The following is an 18,610-nucleotide window of genomic DNA, read 5'->3' as shown; positions in this document are numbered from 1 at the left end:
CGGTCGTGGCGACCGCCGCTACGACGACGCGGCCGCCGTCATGCGGGCTGGCACGCGCCGCAGGAGGTGGTCAACGTGAGCGCGTTCGTCTCGTCGCAGTAGCCGTCGAAGTTCTCGTGGCCAGGCGCCTCGCACAGCCCGTTTTTGGCGTTGCACTCAGTGCGCGCACCGCGCCGGTGTTCCACGACGACGTCGGCGCGGCAGATCAAGGCGCGGCAGTAGGTGCAGTCTTCCGGGTCGGACGCGCAGTCGATGGCACCGGAGTGGTATCCGCCGGTGCAGCGAGCGCCGCGAGCGCAGTTGCCTTCCGTGCCGTCGATGTGTTCTTCGATCATGCCCGGGCACTCGGGCAGCCAATCGCGCTCGTCGAACTCGTCGGCCTCCGTGGCGGCGAACCGGGCGTGGATCGCGTCCAGCTCGGGCAAGGCTGGCGGGCGCGGACCGGCTGCCGAGGGCGGTGCGCCGGTGCTGCTCTTGCGAGCCTGGCGACGCTTGGCCTTCGCCGCGCGCCGCTGTTGCGATCCTCGTTTGCGCTGGGCCACCGCAGTCAGACCCCGACGTTCGGCAGAAGGGGCTGAGCAAGGGCGGGCGGGGTGACCGTCGAGGCCCGCGCTGTTGTCATCGTCTCTGCGTGCACGTCCGGAATGATCATGGAGTTGTCGTTCACCCGCTTCTCCTTGCGGTCGTGATTGCGGCGACAAGGGTAACGGGCGCCGAGGGCGGTGTTCGCGCGCCGCGACGCCGAGCCGGATGATTCACCCGGCTGCGGCAACCGCGTCGTGCGTTCAGTCGGGTGAGTCGACGATGATCGGTAGGTCGACGGGTGCGGCCAGACCACGCTCACGGATCCTGTCGAGATTAGTCAGCTTCGCGCGGCCTCGTTCAGCTGGCCTGCAGGCCGGCGACCTCGCCGAGCCAGCCGTTGAGCTGGGCTTCTTGGATGCGGTTGCGCAGGTTGGCGATGATCCCCACCAGCCTCGGCCTGGCTGCGGGGACCAAGCGCAGGCTGGGACAGCGGATGCAGACGTGCTCGTGCTTGCAGGGCGTGCCGTAGGGACGGCCGCACTCGCCGAGTTCCAGTTCGCGCAGCTGGCAGTGCTGCTCGAACTGGCGCCATTCCTCGTCGGTGGGCTCGCGCTACTCGGCTTCGGGTCGCTGAGCGCGCCGGGCGTCGAGGAAGCTGCGGTAGGAGCGGACGAGCTGTTCGTCGAAGATCGCCATGTAGGCCTGGGTGTTGGTGTTGATGTTCTTGTGTCCGGGCAGCCTAGACACGATGTGGGCCAGCAGCCCGTTGCCGACGGCCTCCGAGGCGAAGATCCGGCGGAAGTTGTACGGCGTGTAGTGCAACGGCTGCCCGGCCGCGTGGGTGAGGCCGGCGAGGGCCAGGACGCCGGCGATCAGCCGGTAGAGCGTGGCCGAGGAGAGGACGGCCCAGGCGCCGCCGCGGCGAAGCTGACACAGGTGCCGCAACGACGGGCCTGACGTGCTCATAGAGGTCGTAGCGCGCGGTCAGCGGAAGGGTGCCGCCGTTGTGCACGCGCAGACGGGTGATCAGCGCGGAGCCGCAATCCTGTGCGGAGGAGTAGCCGATCGTGTGGTTGCGTCAGCTATTGGGTACTAAGTGCGCATGGTTGTCCGAGCGCCCGAGCGAAAACCGTCCGCCGGGACATCCGCCCTGCCGTCCCAGCGCCGTTTCGACGAGTACGCCCACTGTTCGCCGAACGGAGCCGGCTTGGCGACGAGGACACCCGGCGCAGGGAGCTGCGGGCGAGGTTGATCACCGAGCACCTCCTGGTGGCTGAACACATCGCCCGGCGCTTCAGCGGCCGCGGCGAGCCGTTCGACGACCTGCTGCAAGTCGCCCGGACCGGCTTGATCCACGCCGTCGACCGCTACAACCCCGAGCGAGGCACCGACTTCCTGTCCTTCGCCGTCCCGACCATCATGGGCGAAGTTCGCCGCCATTTCCGCGATACCGGCTGGTCGATGCGCGTCCCACGCTCGTTGAAAGACCTGCAGCAGAAACTCAGCAAAGCCACCGACACCCTCGTGGGCCACCTGGGTCGGGCGCCCACGCCGAGCGAGCTGGCCGCGCACCTGGGGATGAACGTCGACTACGTGCGGGAGGGACTGCTGGCAGCGGAGGCTTACCGTCCGCACTGGATCGACACTCCCGTCCGCGGCGCCGAAGACACCGTCACGGTCGCCGACCAACTCGCGGTCGAAGAATCCGGGTTCACCCGATTCGACAACCGCGTCGCCTTGCAGGCGGCAATGGCGACGTTGCCGGCCCGTGAGCGCGCGATCATCAAGATGCGGTTCGTCGACGAGCTGCCCCAGCGCGACATCGCTGAACGTATCGGGGTGTCCCAGATGCATGTCTCCCGGCTGCTGGCCAAGACCCTCGAACAGCTCCGCGCTCACATCATCACCGACTAAGCCACGCCCGCTCCCCCAGCCACAGGACCGGCAGCAGGCCGCCGCCCACCGTCCCACGTCCGGTCACGGTGACGGTGGTGCCGGCGACGCTCGTCTCGACCAGCACCTGGTCGACTAGGGCGCGGATCAGCGGCAGGCCGCGGCCACTCAGGAAGGTAGAGCGTTACACCGGCTGTCACTGGCCGGAGTTGCGCATGGCGACGTTGCCATCGCCTCGTCCACCGCCAGCAGAAGGTCTTGCCCACGTTCGGTAAACAGGCCAGTGCCGACGGCCCAGCCGGCGAGCAGGTCGGAGCGGACTCTTTCGAGCCGGTGGGCTAATCCATGACTTCTTCCGCTTACCGAGCGGCCCGCAGTGGGTAAGCCGTTGCACCGCTGTCGGCGTTAAGCGTGTTCCCTCAGCGCAGCCGCGCTACCAGCGACAGCCATTCGTCGGCGTCGGCGCGGTCGGCGTGGATCGGCAGGATGCGGTCAAGGAACAGCAGCTTGATGGGGCGGACCACGGCGCGCTGGCTGGCGATGACCGCGCAGGCGATCCCGAGGGCGTGGGCACTGGTGACCGCGTTGACCAGCACCGACAGACCCCCAGAGGAACAGAATCCGACCCTGCTGAGGTCGATGATGAGCGCGGCAGGCCGCAACGCCAGTTCCTCATCCAGCCGTTCCTTCAGCCGCGGCGTGCTGGAGAGATCTAGGTCGCCGACGACCGCGACGGTGGCGGCGTCGGCTGTGGTGGTCACCGTGAAGCGGGTACGTGCGACAGTGCCGGCGTTGACATCACGGTGGCTGCGGGGCGTGGCGGTAGCGGGCATGGTGGAGGCCTCCTCGTCGACGCGGGGAGCCGGCTACGCCTCCCCGTGGTGCCGGGCTGCCGGTGGCAGGCCGAAACTGGGTTCGGTGGCGGCTCTGGTCTCAACCGCGGCGTCGCACCGCACGGCCGGCCGAAACTGGCTGTCACGGTGAAGCGCCATGGCCCGGACCGCGCTCAGGGCAATGGCCGGGCCAGACACCTACTGCCCAGTTGATCGCCCGCTCAACCGCAGATCGAACACTGGTCGCCAGCGGGGTCGGCTACCCCGGCGGCCCCGGCGGTGAGTTGAAGGCCGATCCGAGAACGTTCTGGCGCAGTTCGTCAAGGACGAGAGTCGAGGTCTCGGCGTTGACCGAGTGGGTTTCTACACAGCTGCCGGCGGCAACCACGATGGTCGCGACCTTGTGCAATTTGACGTTGGTGCGCTGCGATACGGCGCGCAGGGCCGCGAACGCCGCCGCTGCGGTCCAGCCACGCACCAGCATCAGCATCCCCTTGGCCTGCTCGATGACCGGCTGGGTGTCCAGGGCGTCTCGCAGGTTCGCTATCTCGTCGGCCGGGTTGTCCGCAGATCTCCACGACGTCATGTGGTTATCTCACCTCACCCTTGAAGCGGCAGGCACCGCGTCGCCGCGATGCGGACTACGTCGCACCCGACCATAGGCACGTTTCGTCAACAGGCGGTCACACATCGTTAACCCCTATCTCTGATGTTTCCAGGGCGAAGCGACCTACAGATCGATGCATCATCGTTGCAGTTCGGACTGATCGTCGACAAGTCACTCGACCCGTCGACAGGCCTCGTACAGACGGACGGTCGCGCCGTGCGGCGGGGTAGGTAACAGCGGGAAGGCCGGCGGCGCTGTAATGAGCGGAACATGCTGGCTACCGCGACCCCGGGAGACCTGATGGACACGACGCACGCCGACGTCGCCGGTCCGCGTCGCGGTTCGGAGGAGCCGCCGGCAGCCCGGGTCCAGGTCACCGGTCCGGTCGACGCGGTCGTCGCGCTCACCGTGTCCGGTCACCTCGACACGAACGCCGCCGGAGGGCTCACTCACGCCATCGACACCCTCCTGCACCATGTGGCCGGCGGCATCGACCGCGTGATCCTCGACCTGACCGAGGTCACCTCCCTCACACTGGAGGCTTTGACGCCGCTGGTCCGCTTGGCCCGCGCGTGCCGAACGGCCACGGTGCCGCTGCACGTCGCACTGTCGCCGGAGGCCCGGCGGAAGGTGGCTCTGACCGGGCTCGCCGCGGTGTTGCCTGAGGGCCGCTGACCGCTCGGTGTACGGCACTTCGAACACACTGGCCCCCACCTGCGCTCAACGGAGTCTGAGCCCGGCCGTGGAGCTGAAGCGGAGTTCCATGCTGACTGGCACCATGTCAAGGTCCAGAGCTTGCCGGAGCCGGGGCAGACCGTCGGCCTCCAGACGTTCACGGATCTGGCCCGGATCGCCGTCCTGCGCCAAAGTGACCACCAGGGCCAGCGTCGGATCGTCGTGGCTTCCGGCCAGGGTGGCGTGAGCCTGGTGCACACCGGGGTACGTCCTGAGTTCTTCGGTGAACGGCGCGACCGCGGCGTCGGCGGACAGTTCCGTGCGGCCACGGTCGGGGTCGGTGTCGAAGCGCCACGTCCGCGTCGGCGGACGGCGGACCACCTGGGCCAGGATCCACCGCAGTATGAGCAGCCCGAGGAGTACGGCTACCGCAGCGGTGACGTACAGCGCCCAGGTCGGTGGCCGGGTCGGTCCCGGCACCAGCGGCGAATCCGGATCGAGGAGCCGCAGTCGCTGGAAGTGGGTCGCGACCGCGAATCCACCGGCGGCCAGTAAGGCCAGCCCGAGCAGGGCCAGAACTGTGCGGTTGAGCCGGGCGGGGCGGTTGAGGTCGGTCATGACGTCCTCCTGGGGGCGCGGACCCGCACGGCCACCGTGGGGCGGGTGGCCGGGGCGATCCGGTCGAGCCGGCCGGTGACCGCCGCGCGGACGGCGTCGCCCAGGCCGTCAGGGCGGGTCCGGGTGGTGTTGACCCGGACCTTCACCCGCCGCGACCGCAACTTCACCCGGGCACCGGAGACCCCGTCGACTCCGGCCGCAGCTGCCTGCAGGGTTGAGCGATAGCTGCCGCGGGCAACGCCGGAGTCGAATAGCCCGTCCACCGGAAGCACGGTGGCGGCCCCGGGCAGGACCGCGGCCAGCAGCAACACCAGCCCGACTACGGCGAGGACACCGCCGGCGACGGCGGGCAGCACATCAGTCCACCGCAGCTGGTGCAGGGTGGCGGCGACGGTGTCGTAGCTGACCCACGGGCGTTCGCCGAGGATCAGCTGGACGGCGCTCACGGCGACGAGCACGCACACAGCCAGCAACACGAGCGCGATCACCAAGGCCGGGGTGCTCCGGCGCGGTCGGCGCTTCATTCAACCCTCCCGCGCCGGGCGGCCGTGGTGTGCAGGGCCGTGACGGTGATGTCGACGCGCGTGACGACAAGTCCGGTCAGCTCCTCCACACGGTTCTCGAGGTGCTCGCGGGCGCGCTCGGTCGTGCGGGTGACGGATGCGGGATAGGTGATCGAGAGGCGCACGTCCAATCTCACCTCGCCGCCGGTGACGTGGGCGGTGACCTTGGCCGAGCGGTCGAGGTCTTCGGCGGCGAGGCTGACGCCGAGGAACCGGCCGGCGGAGCCCCCGACGTCGTCAAGTTCCGCCACCGCGTGCGCGGCCAGCCGTTGCACCGCCTGCTCGGCGATGCTGAGCGTCCCGCGTTCCGGGACGGCCAGACTGGTGGTCATGGTGCTCAGCCCCGGTCGCGGCCGGTCAGCTGGGACAGGTCGAGCTTGCCGTCCAGGACGCGGCCGACGAGCAAGCCGATCGCGCCGAGCACCACGACGGCGGCGAAGGCGCCGAAGCCGCCGAAGGCGATGGCTAGGCCGAGGACGAGGCCGGTGAGCAGGCCGAGCTGGGTGGACGTCACGAGACCTTCTCCTTCGGTTCTTCCTGCGTGATGGGTGGTTCGACGATGTCCGCGACCACCACGTGCACCTCGCGCCCGCCGCGGCCCGTACGGCCGCGGCGAGTTCGGTGACCGCCAGGGGATAGCGTGCGGTGACAGCGATGGTGACGTCTGCGTCGCGGACCCGGACGCCCGCGACTCGCTGCGGCGGGACGAGGGTGGCGATCTCCCCGAACCGGCCGCCGTGCAGGCCGGCCACGCCGGACACGGTCAGCACGGCGGCGGCGATCCGGGCGGCGTCGGGCTCGGCGGTCACTGCACCCGGCCGGTGTCGGTGTGCTCGCCCTCGTCGTCATCCGAGGGCAGGTGCAGGTCGCCGACGTGGATGTTCACCTCGACCACCTCCAAGCCGGTCATCTGCTCGACCGCGCCGATGACGTTGCGGCGCACCGAACGCGCCAGGTCGGCGATCGAGACGCCGTACTCGACGACCAGCTGCAGGTCGACGGCGGCCTGCTTCTCCCCCACCTCGACCGACACGCCCTGGCCCGCCGAGGCGGTCGCGCCCGGGATCCGCTCCCGGATCGCCGAGAACGCCCGCGCGGCACCCCCGCCGAGGGCGTGCACGCCCGGGATCTCGCGGGTGGCCAGGCCGGCGATCTTCTGAACCACGACGTCGGCGACCGACGTCGAACCCTGGGCGCTGACCAGCGCCCCATCGGGCTTGGTAGCGGGCTGGGCCGAGGTCGTCTGCGCGGGGACCTTGGCTGCGGCGGTCGTCATGGTGTCTCCATAAGATTGTTGGTGTTCAGGACGGGATGTTCTGGATGCCCGGGGCGATGGGGTGTGGCTGATGGTGTCTTGCCTCGTGCGGTGGCTTCGAAGGAGTGGCCGCCCTGTCGTTCTGGACGCCCTGGCCGCTGATTGAGATCTGCGCCTGGTCGCTGTTTATGGAGATGCCGGCGGGTCGTCCACGGGGCTGAACTGCGAAGACAGGAGGACTGGCCGGATGGCCGTGGGGAAGGTGTGGGTGGGGATCGATGTCGGCAAGGGCTTTCATCACGCCTGCGCGGTGGACGCGGCCGGGAAGATCGTGTTCTCGCGGAAGGTGGCCAACAGCCAAGCCGCGATCGAGCAGCTGATCACCCGCACCACTACGAAAGCCGCGCAGGTGGTGTGGGCGGTGGACATGACCTCCGGCGCGGCGAGCCTGCTGATCACGTTGCTGCTGGCCACCGGCCAGCCGGTGGTCTCGGTGCCGGGCCGGGTGGTCAACCGGATGGCCGGCGCGTTCGCCGGTGAAGGCAAAACCGACGCTCGTGACGCCCGCACCATCGCCGAAACCGCCCGCCTCCGCGGCGATCTGACCCCGATCACCAGCCCCGACGCGGTCGTGGCCGACCTGCAGATCCTCACCGCGCGCCGGGACGACCTGATGGCCGACTGGGTCCGCGGAGTCAACCGGGTCCGGGAGCTGCTGGCCTCGATTTTTCCCGCGCTGGAGCGGGCGTTCGACTACTCGACCCGCTCTGCGCTGGTGCTGCTGACCGGATTCCAGACCCCGGCCGGCATCCGGACGGCCGGAGCAATCGGCCTGTCCGCTTATCTGACTGACCACGGTGCCTGGGGCAAGAGCGTTCCGTCCATGGTGGACAAGGCCCTGGCCGCGGCGCAGGAGCAGACCGTTGCTCTGCCGGGGGAATCGGTGACCGCACCGTTGATCGCCCGGCTGGCCCGGCAGCTGCTGGACCTGGACCGGGAGATCAAGGACGTCAGCAAGCAGCTCGGCGACCGGTTCGCTGAGCACCCGGGCGCGGGGCCTATCACCAGCCTCGACGGGTTCGGTCCGGTCCTGGGTGCTCAGCTGCTGGCTGGGACCGGCGGGGACCTGCAGACGGCTTTCCGGAGCTCGGCGCACTTGGCGGCCTACGCCGGTCTGGCGCCGGTGCCGCGTGATTCGGGGCGGGTGCGGGGCAACCTGCACCGCCCGCAGCGTTACCACCGCGGTCTGCGCCGGGTGTTCTACCTGGCCGCGTTGTCGGCCATCAAACGCCCCGACGGCCCCTCTCGGGTTTTCTACCTGCGTAAACGCGGTGAGGGGAAGGGGCATACCCAGGCGTTGATCGCCCTGGCCCGCCGGCTGGTCGACGTCGTCTGGGCGCTGTTGCGCGACGGTCGTGAGTTCCATCCTTCACCGCCGGTCACGGCCGCAGCTTGACACGGTCATTGAGACTCCTTCGCACGGGACGGATGTCTTGCGTTGGCAGAGGAATCAACTTCGATTGTTTCCTCCACACCGGACAGACACCCGGTTCGAGAGATCGTCACGACCCGATCGTGTGAAGCACACCACTCGCGAAGCCACCCATGCGAAGCGCCGGTTGCGAGACCAGCACGACGAGTTCGAGTCAACGCGGCCGTGTCGCCGGCCGCGACCGCGCTTTCCATGCGGCGGACATCGCCTCACGCCGGATTGCTTGACGCGTGGCACCCGAACCGTTCACCGCGCACCCTTCCCGATGCCACAGCGCACGACGCCGGCCGATCGCCTGTGCGCGGATCCCCATCGCGCGCGTATCAGCGGATGCCCGGGTGCCACGTATTGTTAACGTTACGGCCAACCCAGCCACAACCGCGACCCGAGGCGGGCGGCCGGCCGGCATACCACCGCACGCGTAAACAGCGCATCTTCGCTGACAACGGTCGTTCCGCCGCCGAGCGCGGCGTGGTCTCCGCCCGTGTCGCGCGCTCTGTCGGAACACCGGGGGCCCAGCTTGCGGTCGACGATCAAGACTCCGGGCACATGCACTTCCGAAGGCGAACGCCAACACCGACGGTGGCCCGCTACGGCTGTGCCAGCAACTCACTCAGCCCGGTCAGCCCCATCACCCGACGGGCGAACGGCGAAGCAAGCACCCGCAACTCAACGCCCAGCACCGCACAGTCTGTGCGTAGCGTTATCAACGCCCCCATGAGCGCCGCCCCGCAGAACCTCACCTGCGTCGAGTCGACCACCAGACCGCCGCCGCACTGCGACAACACTTCGGTGAACACACTCCGCAGCAATTCCCGGTGCGTGATGTCGATCTCGCCGGTCACTTCTACTCGTCCTGGACCGGCCAGCTCTACAGTGCCCGCCGACGCCGCCACCAACTCCCCGTCCTGCCAGTGCGGAAGTCTTCAACAACGCTTACGCTACCGCCACTGCAGCAGGCAGGGCAGCGATCGAGGCGTCCCATCACCCGCGTGACCGAAGCCACCCATTGCGAGTGACCGCTGTAGTCGGCTGCAGAAGTCGGCTCGGCGCCGCCTGACGTGTCAGCAGCCGGCTTGCCTGTCGGCGCGGTGAGCGTCCGGAGGTTTCAGCGTGTAGGACGATCCGTCGACACCGGCGGGCACGACCCCGCCCGAGTTCGGCAGGGCGACCAGCGGTGCACCGTAACCGGCGTCATTGAGCATCCAACCGATGACTGTCTCACCATTCCAATCGCTGCCTTCCACCGACCACCCCGGCTGCGCCGGAAGAAAATGTACCCCGAGGTGAGTCTCGACCAGGCCGACAAAGTTGTCGATGCTTGCCGCCGGCACTAGCCGGGCCGAGGTGCTGTCGACCATCATGGCGTTGCCATCAGGTGCGAAACATTGGATGGTGACCTGCCACGAACGCCGCTTACCGTCTTTCTCTTCCTGGAATTCGGCGAACCAGCCCGTCGGCGAGATGTCGAAAGCGTACATAGGCAAAGTCTGCCACGAACCGGCTTGTCGGCTGCAGGAAATCACCCTCTAGCAGGCCTTCACGCTGAGATAAGCACCGGATACGACAGAACCCCGGCCGCAGGAGCGGGGGGAGGGGCGCCGGGGTTCTGTCCTGGGGAGGGAACGGCTCCGCGGCTCTCGGTTGAACCGGCATCAGCCATCCAGCAATATACGCCCATACTGCTGGCGCTAGGTCATTCTGAGTGAGGTTCACTCGATTGGACAGCAGCGATAGGCCACGTTGCGGTGCGCGTGTCCGTGCCACTGGACCAACGTTAGCCTCCGACGTCCGAGTCAGTCCCGGATTCGTGCCATAGCCAGACAGTTCGCTGGAATCAATCCGACAGGTGGGTGACGGCAGCAACTCCGCCAACGGCTGACATAGTTGATCATTCATGAGCTTGCCAATGACGTGGCAGGCCTTAGTTCAGCAACTGTTCCGTGCTGCCAGCTATTCTGTCGATTCGCCCTTTGAGACAGGGTGTCCGCCGCACCGAATGCGGACGTTCCACGGAGGATCGGTAGACGTTGGGTTTGATGCGTTACGCGGGTGATCGGTCACTGCCGGGCGCCCTTGCCTACGATCTTCGCGATCGGCTTGCTCGCCGTAGACTTGTGCGCTGGCGACGATTGCTTCGTTCACTTGTTGACCGCCTACGTCGGCACGGCCGGGTTGCCCGAGCACGGACTCGGCCTCACTGCACCGCTGCCGACGCCGCTCGATGTGGCGACGCAGCCGCAGCGACACCGGCGGAAGATCTCTCGTGTAACCACTGAATCTCGACACTGCTATTGCCAGTACGTCTATTCAGCTCCGAGATGCGCCGTCTGGGTGGTGTCGTAACACAGAAGTGGTGATGCCCGCCGATTCTGTAACCCACGCGGCGGCGCGGACGTCTGAACTGGGTGACACGTAGTGACTTTACGTTAATCCATGGCGGCGACCGGATGGGAGGCCGGGTCGCGGTACAGACGGAAGAAGGCGACGGATGACTGTCCACCAGCTTCTGCTCGGCAGGCTCTTCTACCGGCCCCGGCATGTCCGCCACACGATGCGGTGGCGGTTGCCAGCGTTACTGATGATCCCGCCGGCGGTCGCCGTCGCCGATACCCCGATCGGCATGGTCGCGATGAGCGTGGCGGCTGCGGTGACCGCGGTGATCGTCGTCGTGCGGTGGCGGCTGGTGCGTATGGCAGCGCAGGTGGAGGAGATCATCGAAACAGAACTGGCGCCGCACGATGTTCCGCCCAGCGTGGGCGGCACCGCAACCGGGTAGGACGCGATAGCCGGCTGACACCTCCCGCTCCGGCGCAAGGAGGTTGGTATGGCGGTACGCACGGTAGGCCACATTCCGGCTGTGCCCAGGTTGACCGACGAGGCGGGGCGGAAGTGGCGCCTCAGCGGGTGGGCAGGTCGACCTCGGTGTGGCGGCTGGCGAGCGTCGAGGCGACCTCAGCAAGCTTGACGTTGAGGGTTTGTGAGGTGCGGCGCAGTACGTCGAAGGCTTCGTCGGCGGTGACGCCGCGGCGGGCCATGATGATGCCTTTGGCCTGGCCGATGACGTCGCGGCTTTCGATCGCGGTGCGCAGGTGCGCGGCTTGGAGCTCGGCGCGGGTGACGGCGTCGGTGGTGGCCAGAGCCAGCGACGCGTGGGTGGCCAGTAGCAGCAGGACGTCACGGTCGGCTTTGTCCAGGCCGTTGGTGGTTGTGGAGAACACGTTCAACGCGCCGATGGAGCGTCCGGTCGGCGGCCCGGGGATGAGGGCGGTGGCGAGAACGGACCGGACCCCCAGTTCCAGCGCCGCCGGCGCCCATTTCGGCCAGCGTGGTTCGTCGGCCAGGTCAGCGCAGATCGCCACCGCCGGGCCGTGCGGAATCGCAGCTTCCACGCAGGGGCCTTCACGGAAGCGGTACTGCAGCAGGTCGAGGTCGCTGGCGAGCTCGTCGGTCTCGGCGGGCGTGTGGAAGCCGCCGTCGGCGTCGAGCAGAGTGAAGCTGGCGAAGTCAGCCGTCGGGATCATCGTTGTGGTGGCGTCGAGCACACGCTGCAGGACATCCTTCATGGACGGGGCCGCGAGCAAGGTGGCGGTCAGTGCGGCGAACTGGGCACCCAGCGACGCCGGGACAGCAGCTCGCCCCGGATCGTCGCCTGATGTGGGCGCTGTTCTCTCATGCTGCCGATCCTGCTCTGAGGCCATGCCGTCTCCCTAAGATGCTGCGGAGGACGGCTGCCTGCTCAACCATCGCGACGACCAATCTAGCCGCACCGAACGCTGATGGACGAGAAGTGTGTTTCGACTTGCACAGAATGGGTAACGGTGGTGGAGGTCAAGTTGACTCGTACGGGTACCACTCGACCTAGACCCCGCCGGCTCTAAACCCTGGGCCGGCGGGGTCGCCACATCGGACCCCGGGCCGCCTTTCATCACCGGACAGGTGACACGCCGTACTGGTCGCGGTAGGTCCCGTGTCGCTTACCGTTGGCCACCTAGGGGTCCTTCGAGCACCCTGGCGAGCGGTGTGTCGGCACGCTATACACTTCCCCGCGGTTGAGACCACAGCTGTCGGCGTGCGCCTGCGTGGGCGTCTTTGTGGCTGATCCCGGTCTTCCTTGTGCGAACACCTGGCGAGGCCTTCGTCTCAGAGAGGCCTGAAAGTCGTGACTGCTCCTCCGATCGGTCCTGCCCGGATCTCTTCGGCGCCGGCGCCGACCGAGCGGCTATCGGTGCTGCTGGTCGAAGACGACGACGGGGACGCCCTGCTGGTCGAGGAGATGCTCGCCGACATGCCGGCCAGTGGCGACGAGTTCACGCTCCTGCGGGTATCCACCCTGGCGGCTGCGCTCGCGCACGTCGCCAGTATCGACTGTGTCCTGCTCGATCTGCAGCTGCCGGACGCCACCGGGCTGTCCGCGCTCACCGCGTTGCGCCACCACCGGCCCGGGGTCGCGGTTGTCGTGCTGACCGGGCAGAACGACACCGCCACCGGGGTGGCCGCGGTCGCCGCCGGGGCGCAGGACTACCTGGGCAAGGACCAGGTCGACGGCCACCTGCTGATGCGGGCGATGCGGTATGCCTGGGAGCGGCGCCGCGCCGAAGGCGCTGAACAGCAGCTACTGCAACAGCAGCTGGTTGCACGGGAGAACACACGTCTGGAACGCGGCCTGCTGCCCACTCCCCTGCTGGCGGACTCCAAGCTGGAGCTCAGCGTGCGGTACCGCCCGGGCCGTGACGGGGCGCTGCTGGGCGGGGACTTCTACGACACCGTCGAGCTGGCCGACGGCACCGTCGAGATGATCATCGGTGACGTCTGCGGCCACGGTCCCGACGAGGCCGCCCTAGGCGTGGCGCTGCGGATCGCCTGGCGGGCGCTCGTGCTCGCCGGGTTACCCGCGCTGGACGTGCTGGCCACGGTCGAACAGGTCCTGCAGAACGAGCAGATCGAGTCGCTGTTCGCCACCGCCTGCACGATCACCATCGCACCGGACCGCACGACCGCGCGGATGACGCTGGCCGGGCACCCGCCACCCCTGCTGATAGGCGACGGCGCGGCGACGCTCCTGCCGTCCCACGCGCTGGGCACCCCGCTGGGCGTCCCGTCGCGAAGACCGCGGCGTCAAACCGAGCTGACCCTGCCGCCCGGGTGGTCCTTGCTGCTCTACACCGACGGCATCTTCGAAGGCCGCACCGAGCACGGCGACCGGCTCGGGCACGACCGGATGGCGATGCTCGCCGCTGAGGAGTTACAACGGCTCGTGAAGCCGGGAGCCGCGCTGGACGCCTTGATCGACCGCGTCCAGGCGCTGAACGCCGGACCTTTGGACGACGACATCGCGCTGGTTCTGCTGACCCGCCAGCCCCACGGAGACAACCGATGACCCCAAGCTCGACCGCCTGGCCCATGCGGCGCTGGGTCACATTGCTGGCCCTCGCCGAAGCGATCGTGCTCGGCGCAGCTCTGCTCGGCGGCGCGATCGCCCTGACCAACCTCAGCGACGCCCGCACCCGCTTGCTTGACCAGACCGGACCGCAGCTGCTGCAGGCCAACGCCCTCGCCACCGCGCTGGTCAACCAGGAAACCGGCATCCGCGGCTACCTGCTCACCCAGCGGCAGGACTTCCTCGAGCCTTACCGCACCGGCCTGGCCCAGCAGAACCAAGCCGCCGCCGAACTGCGCCGCCTCGGCGCCACCCCCACCACCCCGCCCGGGCGCGACCTCGACGCCGTCCTCGCGGCCGCGGACACCTGGCGAGGCGCCGCCCTGACCCCGACCGCACCCACGCCCGCGCAGGCCGAGCAGAGCAAAACCCTGTTCGACACAGTCCGGGCCCGCCTGGCCGACCAAACCGCGCATCTGGAAGCCGCGCGGGCCGGCGGCCGGGCAGACCTGACCTCGGCGTCAAACCTGCTGACCTGGATGCTGATCGCCATCGCCGTCGTGATCGCCGTGGCGTTCGTGCTGCTGTTCGTCGGCCTGCGCCGCGCGGTCGTGGGCCCGATCCAGCAGCTCGCCGCCGCAGTGCGTGACGCCGCCGCCCGGGACCTGCGCCGCCCGGTGACCGGCACCGGGCCCCGCGAGGTGCGCCAGCTCGCCACCGATGTCGACACGATGCGCCGGCGGATCCTGGAGGAGGTCGCCGAGCTGGAGCAGGCGCACGCGCAGCTGGAAACCCGCACCCACGCGCTGGAACGCTCCAACTCCGACCTTGAACAGTTCGCCTACGTCGCCTCACATGACCTGCAGGAACCGCTGCGGAAGGTGACCAGCTTCTGCCAGCTGCTGGAGAAGCGCTACTCCGACAAGCTCGACGAGCGCGGCGAGCAGTACATCGGGTTCGCCGTCGACGGCGCCAAACGGATGCAGGTGCTGATCAACGACCTGCTGGCCTTCTCCCGCGTCGGCCGCCGCGGCGGCCAGCCGGTCGAAACCGACACCTCAGCCTTGGTCACCGCCGCAACGGCCAACCTCGACAGCATCATCACCGACACCGGCGCACACATCACCGTCGCCGACGATCTGCCGCCCGTGCGGGGCGAGGTGTCGCTGCTGACGGCAGTGTTCCAGAACCTGATCGGCAACGCGCTGAAGTTCCGCAGCGAACAACCCCCGCACGTCACTGTCGCCGCCGAGCGCGACGGTGAGGAGTGGGTGTTCTCCGTGACCGACAACGGCATCGGCATCGACCCCCAGTACGCCGAGCGGATCTTCGTCATCTTCCAGCGGCTGCACGGCCGCGGCGACTACCCCGGCACCGGCATCGGGCTCGCGATGTGCCGCAAGATCGTTGAACACCATGGCGGACGGATCTGGCTGGACACCGACGTGTCCGAAGGCACGTGCTTCCGCTTCACCCTTCCCGCCCTGCCGGCCTCGGAGCAGCCCGACGCCGCCGACGAAGAACAGGACGCCGCATGACCGAATCCCTGGAACCGATCGACGTCCTGCTCGTCGAGGACGACCCCGGCGACGTCCTCATGACCCAGGAAGCGTTCGAGCACTACAAGATCCGCAACACCCTCTCGGTGGTCTCCGATGGCGAGCAGGCCCTGCAATTCCTGCGCCGGGAGCCGCCGTATGAGGACGCACCCCGCCCGAGCCTGATCCTGCTGGACCTCAACCTGCCCCGCCGCGACGGCCGCGAAGTGCTCGCCGAGGTCAAAGCCAGCCCCGACCTGCGCAGCATCCCGGTCGTCGTGCTCACCACCTCCGAAGCCGAAGAAGACATCGCCCGCAGCTACGACCTGCACGCCAACGCCTACGTCACCAAACCGGTCGACTTCGACCGCTTCGTCGACATCGTCCAGCAGATCGACAGCTTCTTCGTCACCGTGGTCAAACTTCCGCATTGAGGCGTATCCGGTCTGCGACCTGTCGATCAGAGCTAGCGTGGTGCAACGGCATTGCACCGGATACAGCGGACGACGCCACGTGGCTGGGGCCCCCGCGATGGCCGCATCACAGTCGGCCACCGGTGGTGCGGACGCGGCGGGTGCGGGGGCGTCGGTCACCGACCGCAGGGAAGTCAAGCTTCCTTTGCAGTGAAGACCCAGCGGTTGCTTGCCAGTGCGTCGCCAGGCACCGGGACCAGCCCTGCACGATGATCGTGAAGCCGCTGTAGCGTTCGGCGATGTGGCCCGGATGCCAAACCGTAGCGCGTCCTCGCGATTCCGCCCACGCGGGCACCGCGTCTCGGCCACCACCAGGGCCAGGAAGGTGACCGGCGGCCACGCGCCCGTCGTCCACAGCCGGGCGACCCAGCCGACCTGGCCGACAGCGATGCCCGCGGCATAGCGCAGGGCGCCTGACCGGCCATCAGAGTGTTCGATCGCGGCCCGCAGCGACTGGCTGATCATCGCCACCCGCATCAGCACGTATCCGGCCACGACCAGGGTGAAGTCGCCGTCGAAGGCGGCCGAGACCTCGCTCGTTCGGGGCGTGGCCAGCACTCCCGGCTACGTCGGATCACGGCCTGTCAATCGTCCCTTGCCCGGTTCGGGTAAGGGACGATGCAGGCGTGCTACGTGGAGCAGCGCCGTAGATCACGTCCTGTGAGGAGGTACTCGACTGTGGCCATCTGCGGGTTGCACGGGGCGGTCGTGCTGCCGTCTACCGCGGGGCCGCGAGATCTTGGCTGACAGCGTATTCTCTAGCCGTGAAGAGGCTGACCGAGCCGGGTCATCACCACGCCTGCTGGGGGTACCGGCGACGAGACGAGTTCGCTGTGCAGGCGTGGCGTTCGCTGGCCGAGGGTCTCACCTCAGGTGAACGGGTTCTCTACGTCGCTCCCGGCGACCCGGAGTTCATCGCGATGCAGATGCGCGCGGCCGGCCCGTTCGACGAAGGCTTGCGCACCGGCGCGGTGCAGATCTCGTCGCTCGACTCGACCTACGCCACCGGCGCTGTGGTCGACCCTGCTGGGCAGGTCGGGTTCTACGCCACCGCGACAGCGCAAGCTCTGGCCGCGGGATACACCGGGCTGCGGGTCGCTGCCGACGTCACCCCGCTCGTGCGGACTCCCGCTCAGCTGGACGCCTTCGCCCGCTACGAGCACCTCGTCGACCACTTCATGGCCGCCCATCCGATGTCGGCGATTTGCGGCTACGACGTCGGAGAGCTCGGTGTTAACACCGTCGCGCAGCTGGCCTGCATGCACGCTGAAGCTCAGGAGGGGCTGACACCGTTTCACCTGCACGGCCACGCCCGCGACGGGAACGCCGCCGCGCTGACCGGCGAGCTGGACATGCAGGCCCGCTCGTTGTGGCCGCTGGCGCTGCAGCGCTCCGAGCTGCGGCCGGCCGGAGGGTCGATCTCTATCGATGCCACCGACCTGACCTTCATCGACCACCGCAGCCTGTTCGACATCGCCGACTACGCTGAGAACCACGACACCACCGTGGTCCTGCGCACCCGACTGGCCACACCCGCCCGCTTGCTCGATCTGTTCGGCCTGAGCAATGTCCGTGTGGAGCGCGTGTGAGCGGCAGAGACCCGGAGAACGCGGAGCGCGGCTACGACCATGCCGCCGTCCACTACACCAGCCATGAGGAACTGCTCGCCGTCGCCGTGCCTTTCCTCACCGCCGGCATCGCCGCGGGCGAGCCGACCGTCGTGTCCCTGGAGCCGGAGCGGGCCGAACTTGTCCGCGATGCACTCCCCTCGTCGGCGGACACGCACTTCCTGACCATCGAGAACGTGTACATCCGGCCCGCTTCGGCCATCAAGTCCTACCGCGACCTGATGGCCTGTTTCGTCGCCGACGGCGCCACCGGCATCCGCATCTTCGGCGAAATTCCGCCGGCCGCCATCGCCTCCTCCTGGGACTGGTGGGCCCGCTACGAAGCCGCCGTCAACCACGCCTACGACGAGTTCCCCCTGCGCAGCATGTGCGCCTACGACACCCGCACCACGCCGCAGCACGTGCTCGACGACGTCGCCCGCACTCACCCCTACCTCGCCATTCCTGGCGATGAGCACCACACCAACGCCGGCTATGTCGACCCGCCGGCCTTCCTCGCCACCCCGAGGCCGATGACGCCGTACCCGATCCAGCGCACCGCGCCACTGGTCGACCTCATCAACCCCCTGCCACCGGCTGCGCGCCGCGCCGTCACCGACTTCAACAAGACCGATCTGCCCGCCGCCGACATCGACGACCTGGTACTCGCGGTTAGCGAAATCGTCGACAACGCGCAGCGATACGGACGCCCGCCGGTCCGGTTCCGGCTCTGGGCCGACACCGCACACATGGTCGTCACCGTCCACGACACCGGCACCGGCCTCAGCGACCCCTTCGCCGGCCTGCTGCCGGCGGACCGCCACATCGGCGGCCGCGGACTCTGGATCACCCACCAAGTCTGCAGCCAGGTCACGCTCCACCAGGACGACACCGGCTTCACCGTCCGCCTCACCGCCGGACTACCCCGCCCCCACCCGACCCCGCAGCACACTGAGCCGCCTTCTCGCCGTCGCCTCACCCCAGCAGACGCTCCGTGATCGAAGTTTCTGGCGCAGAGACGATCTGCGTTGCAGCTCCCAGCCCGCACCGCCGTTGCACAGGTCGCGGTAGCGTCGCCGCTCGTCGGACGAGCTAACCGGGCCACAGCAGTTTTACTGCGTCGTGCCTTGGGGCCAATGGACCTATCGCAT

Annotated in this window: 21 protein-coding genes and 1 pseudogene; 9 read left to right on the top strand and 13 right to left on the bottom strand. The window is 68.5% G+C overall.

Going from position 1 to position 18,610, the window contains the following annotated elements; genetic code table 11:
* Positions 1 to 38 precede the first annotated feature (38 nt).
* Together ACLJPY_RS39815 and ACLJPY_RS39810 are read right to left on the bottom strand one after the other, a co-directional pair.
* Positions 39 to 542: a hypothetical protein gene (locus ACLJPY_RS39815; protein WP_410596135.1), complete on the bottom strand. Its 504-nt coding sequence runs from the start codon at positions 540 to 542 to the stop codon at positions 39 to 41.
* A gap of 595 nt (positions 543 to 1,137) precedes the next feature.
* Positions 1,138 to 1,491, bottom strand: coding sequence for a hypothetical protein (locus tag ACLJPY_RS39810; protein WP_410596134.1), 354 nt, complete (start codon positions 1,489 to 1,491; stop codon positions 1,138 to 1,140).
* 177 nt (positions 1,492 to 1,668) lie between these two features.
* Between ACLJPY_RS39810 and ACLJPY_RS39805 the strand changes: the two genes are divergently transcribed.
* Positions 1,669 to 2,439, top strand: a complete 771-nt coding sequence (locus ACLJPY_RS39805; RefSeq protein WP_410596294.1) for a SigB/SigF/SigG family RNA polymerase sigma factor — start codon at positions 1,669 to 1,671, stop codon at positions 2,437 to 2,439.
* Between the two features lie 398 nt (positions 2,440 to 2,837).
* Here ACLJPY_RS39805 and ACLJPY_RS39800 read toward each other — a convergent pair whose 3' ends face one another.
* Positions 2,838 to 3,251 carry an STAS domain-containing protein gene (locus tag ACLJPY_RS39800; protein WP_410596133.1) on the bottom strand — a complete coding sequence of 138 codons (414 nt, stop codon included), beginning with the start codon at positions 3,249 to 3,251 and terminating at the stop codon, positions 2,838 to 2,840.
* A gap of 259 nt (positions 3,252 to 3,510) precedes the next feature.
* Entirely contained in the window at positions 3,511 to 3,837 is a 327-nt protein-coding gene (locus ACLJPY_RS39795) for an ANTAR domain-containing protein (RefSeq protein ID WP_410596132.1), read from the bottom strand.
* A 291-nt stretch (positions 3,838 to 4,128) separates the two neighbouring features.
* Here ACLJPY_RS39795 and ACLJPY_RS39790 point away from each other — a divergent pair, with 291 nt between their 5' ends.
* On the top strand, positions 4,129 to 4,533 hold the full coding sequence (locus ACLJPY_RS39790; protein ID WP_410596131.1) for an STAS domain-containing protein: 405 nt from the start codon (positions 4,129 to 4,131) through the stop codon (positions 4,531 to 4,533).
* Positions 4,534 to 4,578: 45 nt separating this feature from the next.
* On the opposite strand, the gene ACLJPY_RS39785 is transcribed toward ACLJPY_RS39790, so the two are convergent.
* The 5 genes from ACLJPY_RS39785 to ACLJPY_RS39765 form a co-directional block, all read right to left on the bottom strand.
* Positions 4,579 to 5,151 carry an alkaline shock response membrane anchor protein AmaP gene (locus tag ACLJPY_RS39785; protein ID WP_410596130.1) on the bottom strand — a complete coding sequence of 191 codons (573 nt, stop codon included), beginning with the start codon at positions 5,149 to 5,151 and terminating at the stop codon, positions 4,579 to 4,581.
* On the bottom strand, positions 5,148 to 5,675 hold the full coding sequence (locus ACLJPY_RS39780; protein ID WP_410596129.1) for a DUF6286 domain-containing protein: 528 nt from the start codon (positions 5,673 to 5,675) through the stop codon (positions 5,148 to 5,150). Before ACLJPY_RS39780 ends, ACLJPY_RS39785 begins: the two co-directional genes overlap by 4 nt.
* Positions 5,672 to 6,046 carry an Asp23/Gls24 family envelope stress response protein gene (locus ACLJPY_RS39775; protein ID WP_410596128.1) on the bottom strand — a complete coding sequence of 125 codons (375 nt, stop codon included), beginning with the start codon at positions 6,044 to 6,046 and terminating at the stop codon, positions 5,672 to 5,674. Before ACLJPY_RS39775 ends, ACLJPY_RS39780 begins: the two co-directional genes overlap by 4 nt.
* Positions 6,047 to 6,051: 5 nt before the next feature.
* Positions 6,052 to 6,228 (bottom strand): hypothetical protein, encoded by a 177-nt coding sequence (locus ACLJPY_RS39770; protein ID WP_410596127.1) that lies wholly within the window; start codon positions 6,226 to 6,228, stop codon positions 6,052 to 6,054.
* A 291-nt stretch (positions 6,229 to 6,519) separates the two neighbouring features.
* Positions 6,520 to 6,990, bottom strand: coding sequence for an Asp23/Gls24 family envelope stress response protein (locus tag ACLJPY_RS39765; protein ID WP_410596126.1), 471 nt, complete (start codon positions 6,988 to 6,990; stop codon positions 6,520 to 6,522).
* A 226-nt stretch (positions 6,991 to 7,216) separates the two neighbouring features.
* On the opposite strand from ACLJPY_RS39765, the gene ACLJPY_RS39760 reads away from it, so the two are divergent.
* Positions 7,217 to 8,425 (top strand): IS110 family transposase, encoded by a 1,209-nt coding sequence (locus tag ACLJPY_RS39760; protein ID WP_410596125.1) that lies wholly within the window; start codon positions 7,217 to 7,219, stop codon positions 8,423 to 8,425.
* A 626-nt stretch (positions 8,426 to 9,051) separates the two neighbouring features.
* Here ACLJPY_RS39760 and ACLJPY_RS39755 read toward each other — a convergent pair.
* Both ACLJPY_RS39755 and ACLJPY_RS39750 read right to left on the bottom strand, forming a co-directional pair.
* A complete protein-coding gene (locus ACLJPY_RS39755) occupies positions 9,052 to 9,306 on the bottom strand; it encodes an STAS domain-containing protein (protein ID WP_410596124.1) in 255 nt (84 codons plus the stop codon).
* A gap of 219 nt (positions 9,307 to 9,525) precedes the next feature.
* Positions 9,526 to 9,942 (bottom strand): hypothetical protein, encoded by a 417-nt coding sequence (locus ACLJPY_RS39750; protein ID WP_410596123.1) that lies wholly within the window; start codon positions 9,940 to 9,942, stop codon positions 9,526 to 9,528.
* Positions 9,943 to 10,952: 1,010 nt separating this feature from the next.
* Here ACLJPY_RS39750 and ACLJPY_RS39745 point away from each other — a divergent pair.
* Positions 10,953 to 11,240 carry a hypothetical protein gene (locus ACLJPY_RS39745; protein ID WP_410596122.1) on the top strand — a complete coding sequence of 96 codons (288 nt, stop codon included), beginning with the start codon at positions 10,953 to 10,955 and terminating at the stop codon, positions 11,238 to 11,240.
* A 121-nt stretch (positions 11,241 to 11,361) separates the two neighbouring features.
* On the opposite strand, the gene ACLJPY_RS39740 is transcribed toward ACLJPY_RS39745, so the two are convergent.
* Positions 11,362 to 12,162, bottom strand: coding sequence for a GAF and ANTAR domain-containing protein (locus ACLJPY_RS39740; RefSeq protein WP_410596121.1), 801 nt, complete (start codon positions 12,160 to 12,162; stop codon positions 11,362 to 11,364).
* Between the two features lie 461 nt (positions 12,163 to 12,623).
* Here ACLJPY_RS39740 and ACLJPY_RS39735 point away from each other — a divergent pair, with 461 nt between their 5' ends.
* Genes ACLJPY_RS39735 through ACLJPY_RS39725 form a run of 3 tightly spaced genes read left to right on the top strand, consistent with a single transcriptional unit; the run spans position 12,624 to position 15,813 of the window.
* Positions 12,624 to 13,841: a PP2C family protein-serine/threonine phosphatase gene (locus tag ACLJPY_RS39735; protein ID WP_410596120.1), complete on the top strand. Its 1,218-nt coding sequence runs from the start codon at positions 12,624 to 12,626 to the stop codon at positions 13,839 to 13,841.
* Positions 13,838 to 15,379, top strand: coding sequence for a sensor histidine kinase (locus ACLJPY_RS39730; protein ID WP_410596119.1), 1,542 nt, complete (start codon positions 13,838 to 13,840; stop codon positions 15,377 to 15,379). Before ACLJPY_RS39735 ends, ACLJPY_RS39730 begins: the two co-directional genes overlap by 4 nt.
* A complete protein-coding gene (locus ACLJPY_RS39725) occupies positions 15,376 to 15,813 on the top strand; it encodes a response regulator (RefSeq protein ID WP_410596118.1) in 438 nt (145 codons plus the stop codon). The genes ACLJPY_RS39730 and ACLJPY_RS39725 overlap by 4 nt, the downstream gene beginning before the upstream one ends.
* A gap of 372 nt (positions 15,814 to 16,185) precedes the next feature.
* Here the strand turns inward: ACLJPY_RS39725 and ACLJPY_RS39720 are convergent.
* Positions 16,186 to 16,329, bottom strand: a pseudogene (locus ACLJPY_RS39720) (low temperature requirement protein A); the annotation flags it as partial.
* A gap of 287 nt (positions 16,330 to 16,616) precedes the next feature.
* Between ACLJPY_RS39720 and ACLJPY_RS39715 the strand changes: the two are divergent.
* Positions 16,617 to 17,441, top strand: coding sequence for an MEDS domain-containing protein (locus ACLJPY_RS39715; protein WP_410596117.1), 825 nt, complete (start codon positions 16,617 to 16,619; stop codon positions 17,439 to 17,441).
* On the top strand, positions 17,438 to 18,457 hold the full coding sequence (locus ACLJPY_RS39710; RefSeq protein ID WP_410596116.1) for an anti-sigma factor RsbA family regulatory protein: 1,020 nt from the start codon (positions 17,438 to 17,440) through the stop codon (positions 18,455 to 18,457). The genes ACLJPY_RS39715 and ACLJPY_RS39710 overlap by 4 nt, the downstream gene beginning before the upstream one ends.
* The last annotated feature ends 153 nt before the right edge of the window (positions 18,458 to 18,610 follow it).

Source organism: Amycolatopsis sp. lyj-23, from assembly GCF_046549135.1.
GTDB lineage: Bacteria > Actinomycetota > Actinomycetes > Mycobacteriales > Pseudonocardiaceae > Amycolatopsis.
Note: the sequence above shows the minus strand (reverse complement) of the source record. Positions and strands in the feature narration are given on the sequence as shown.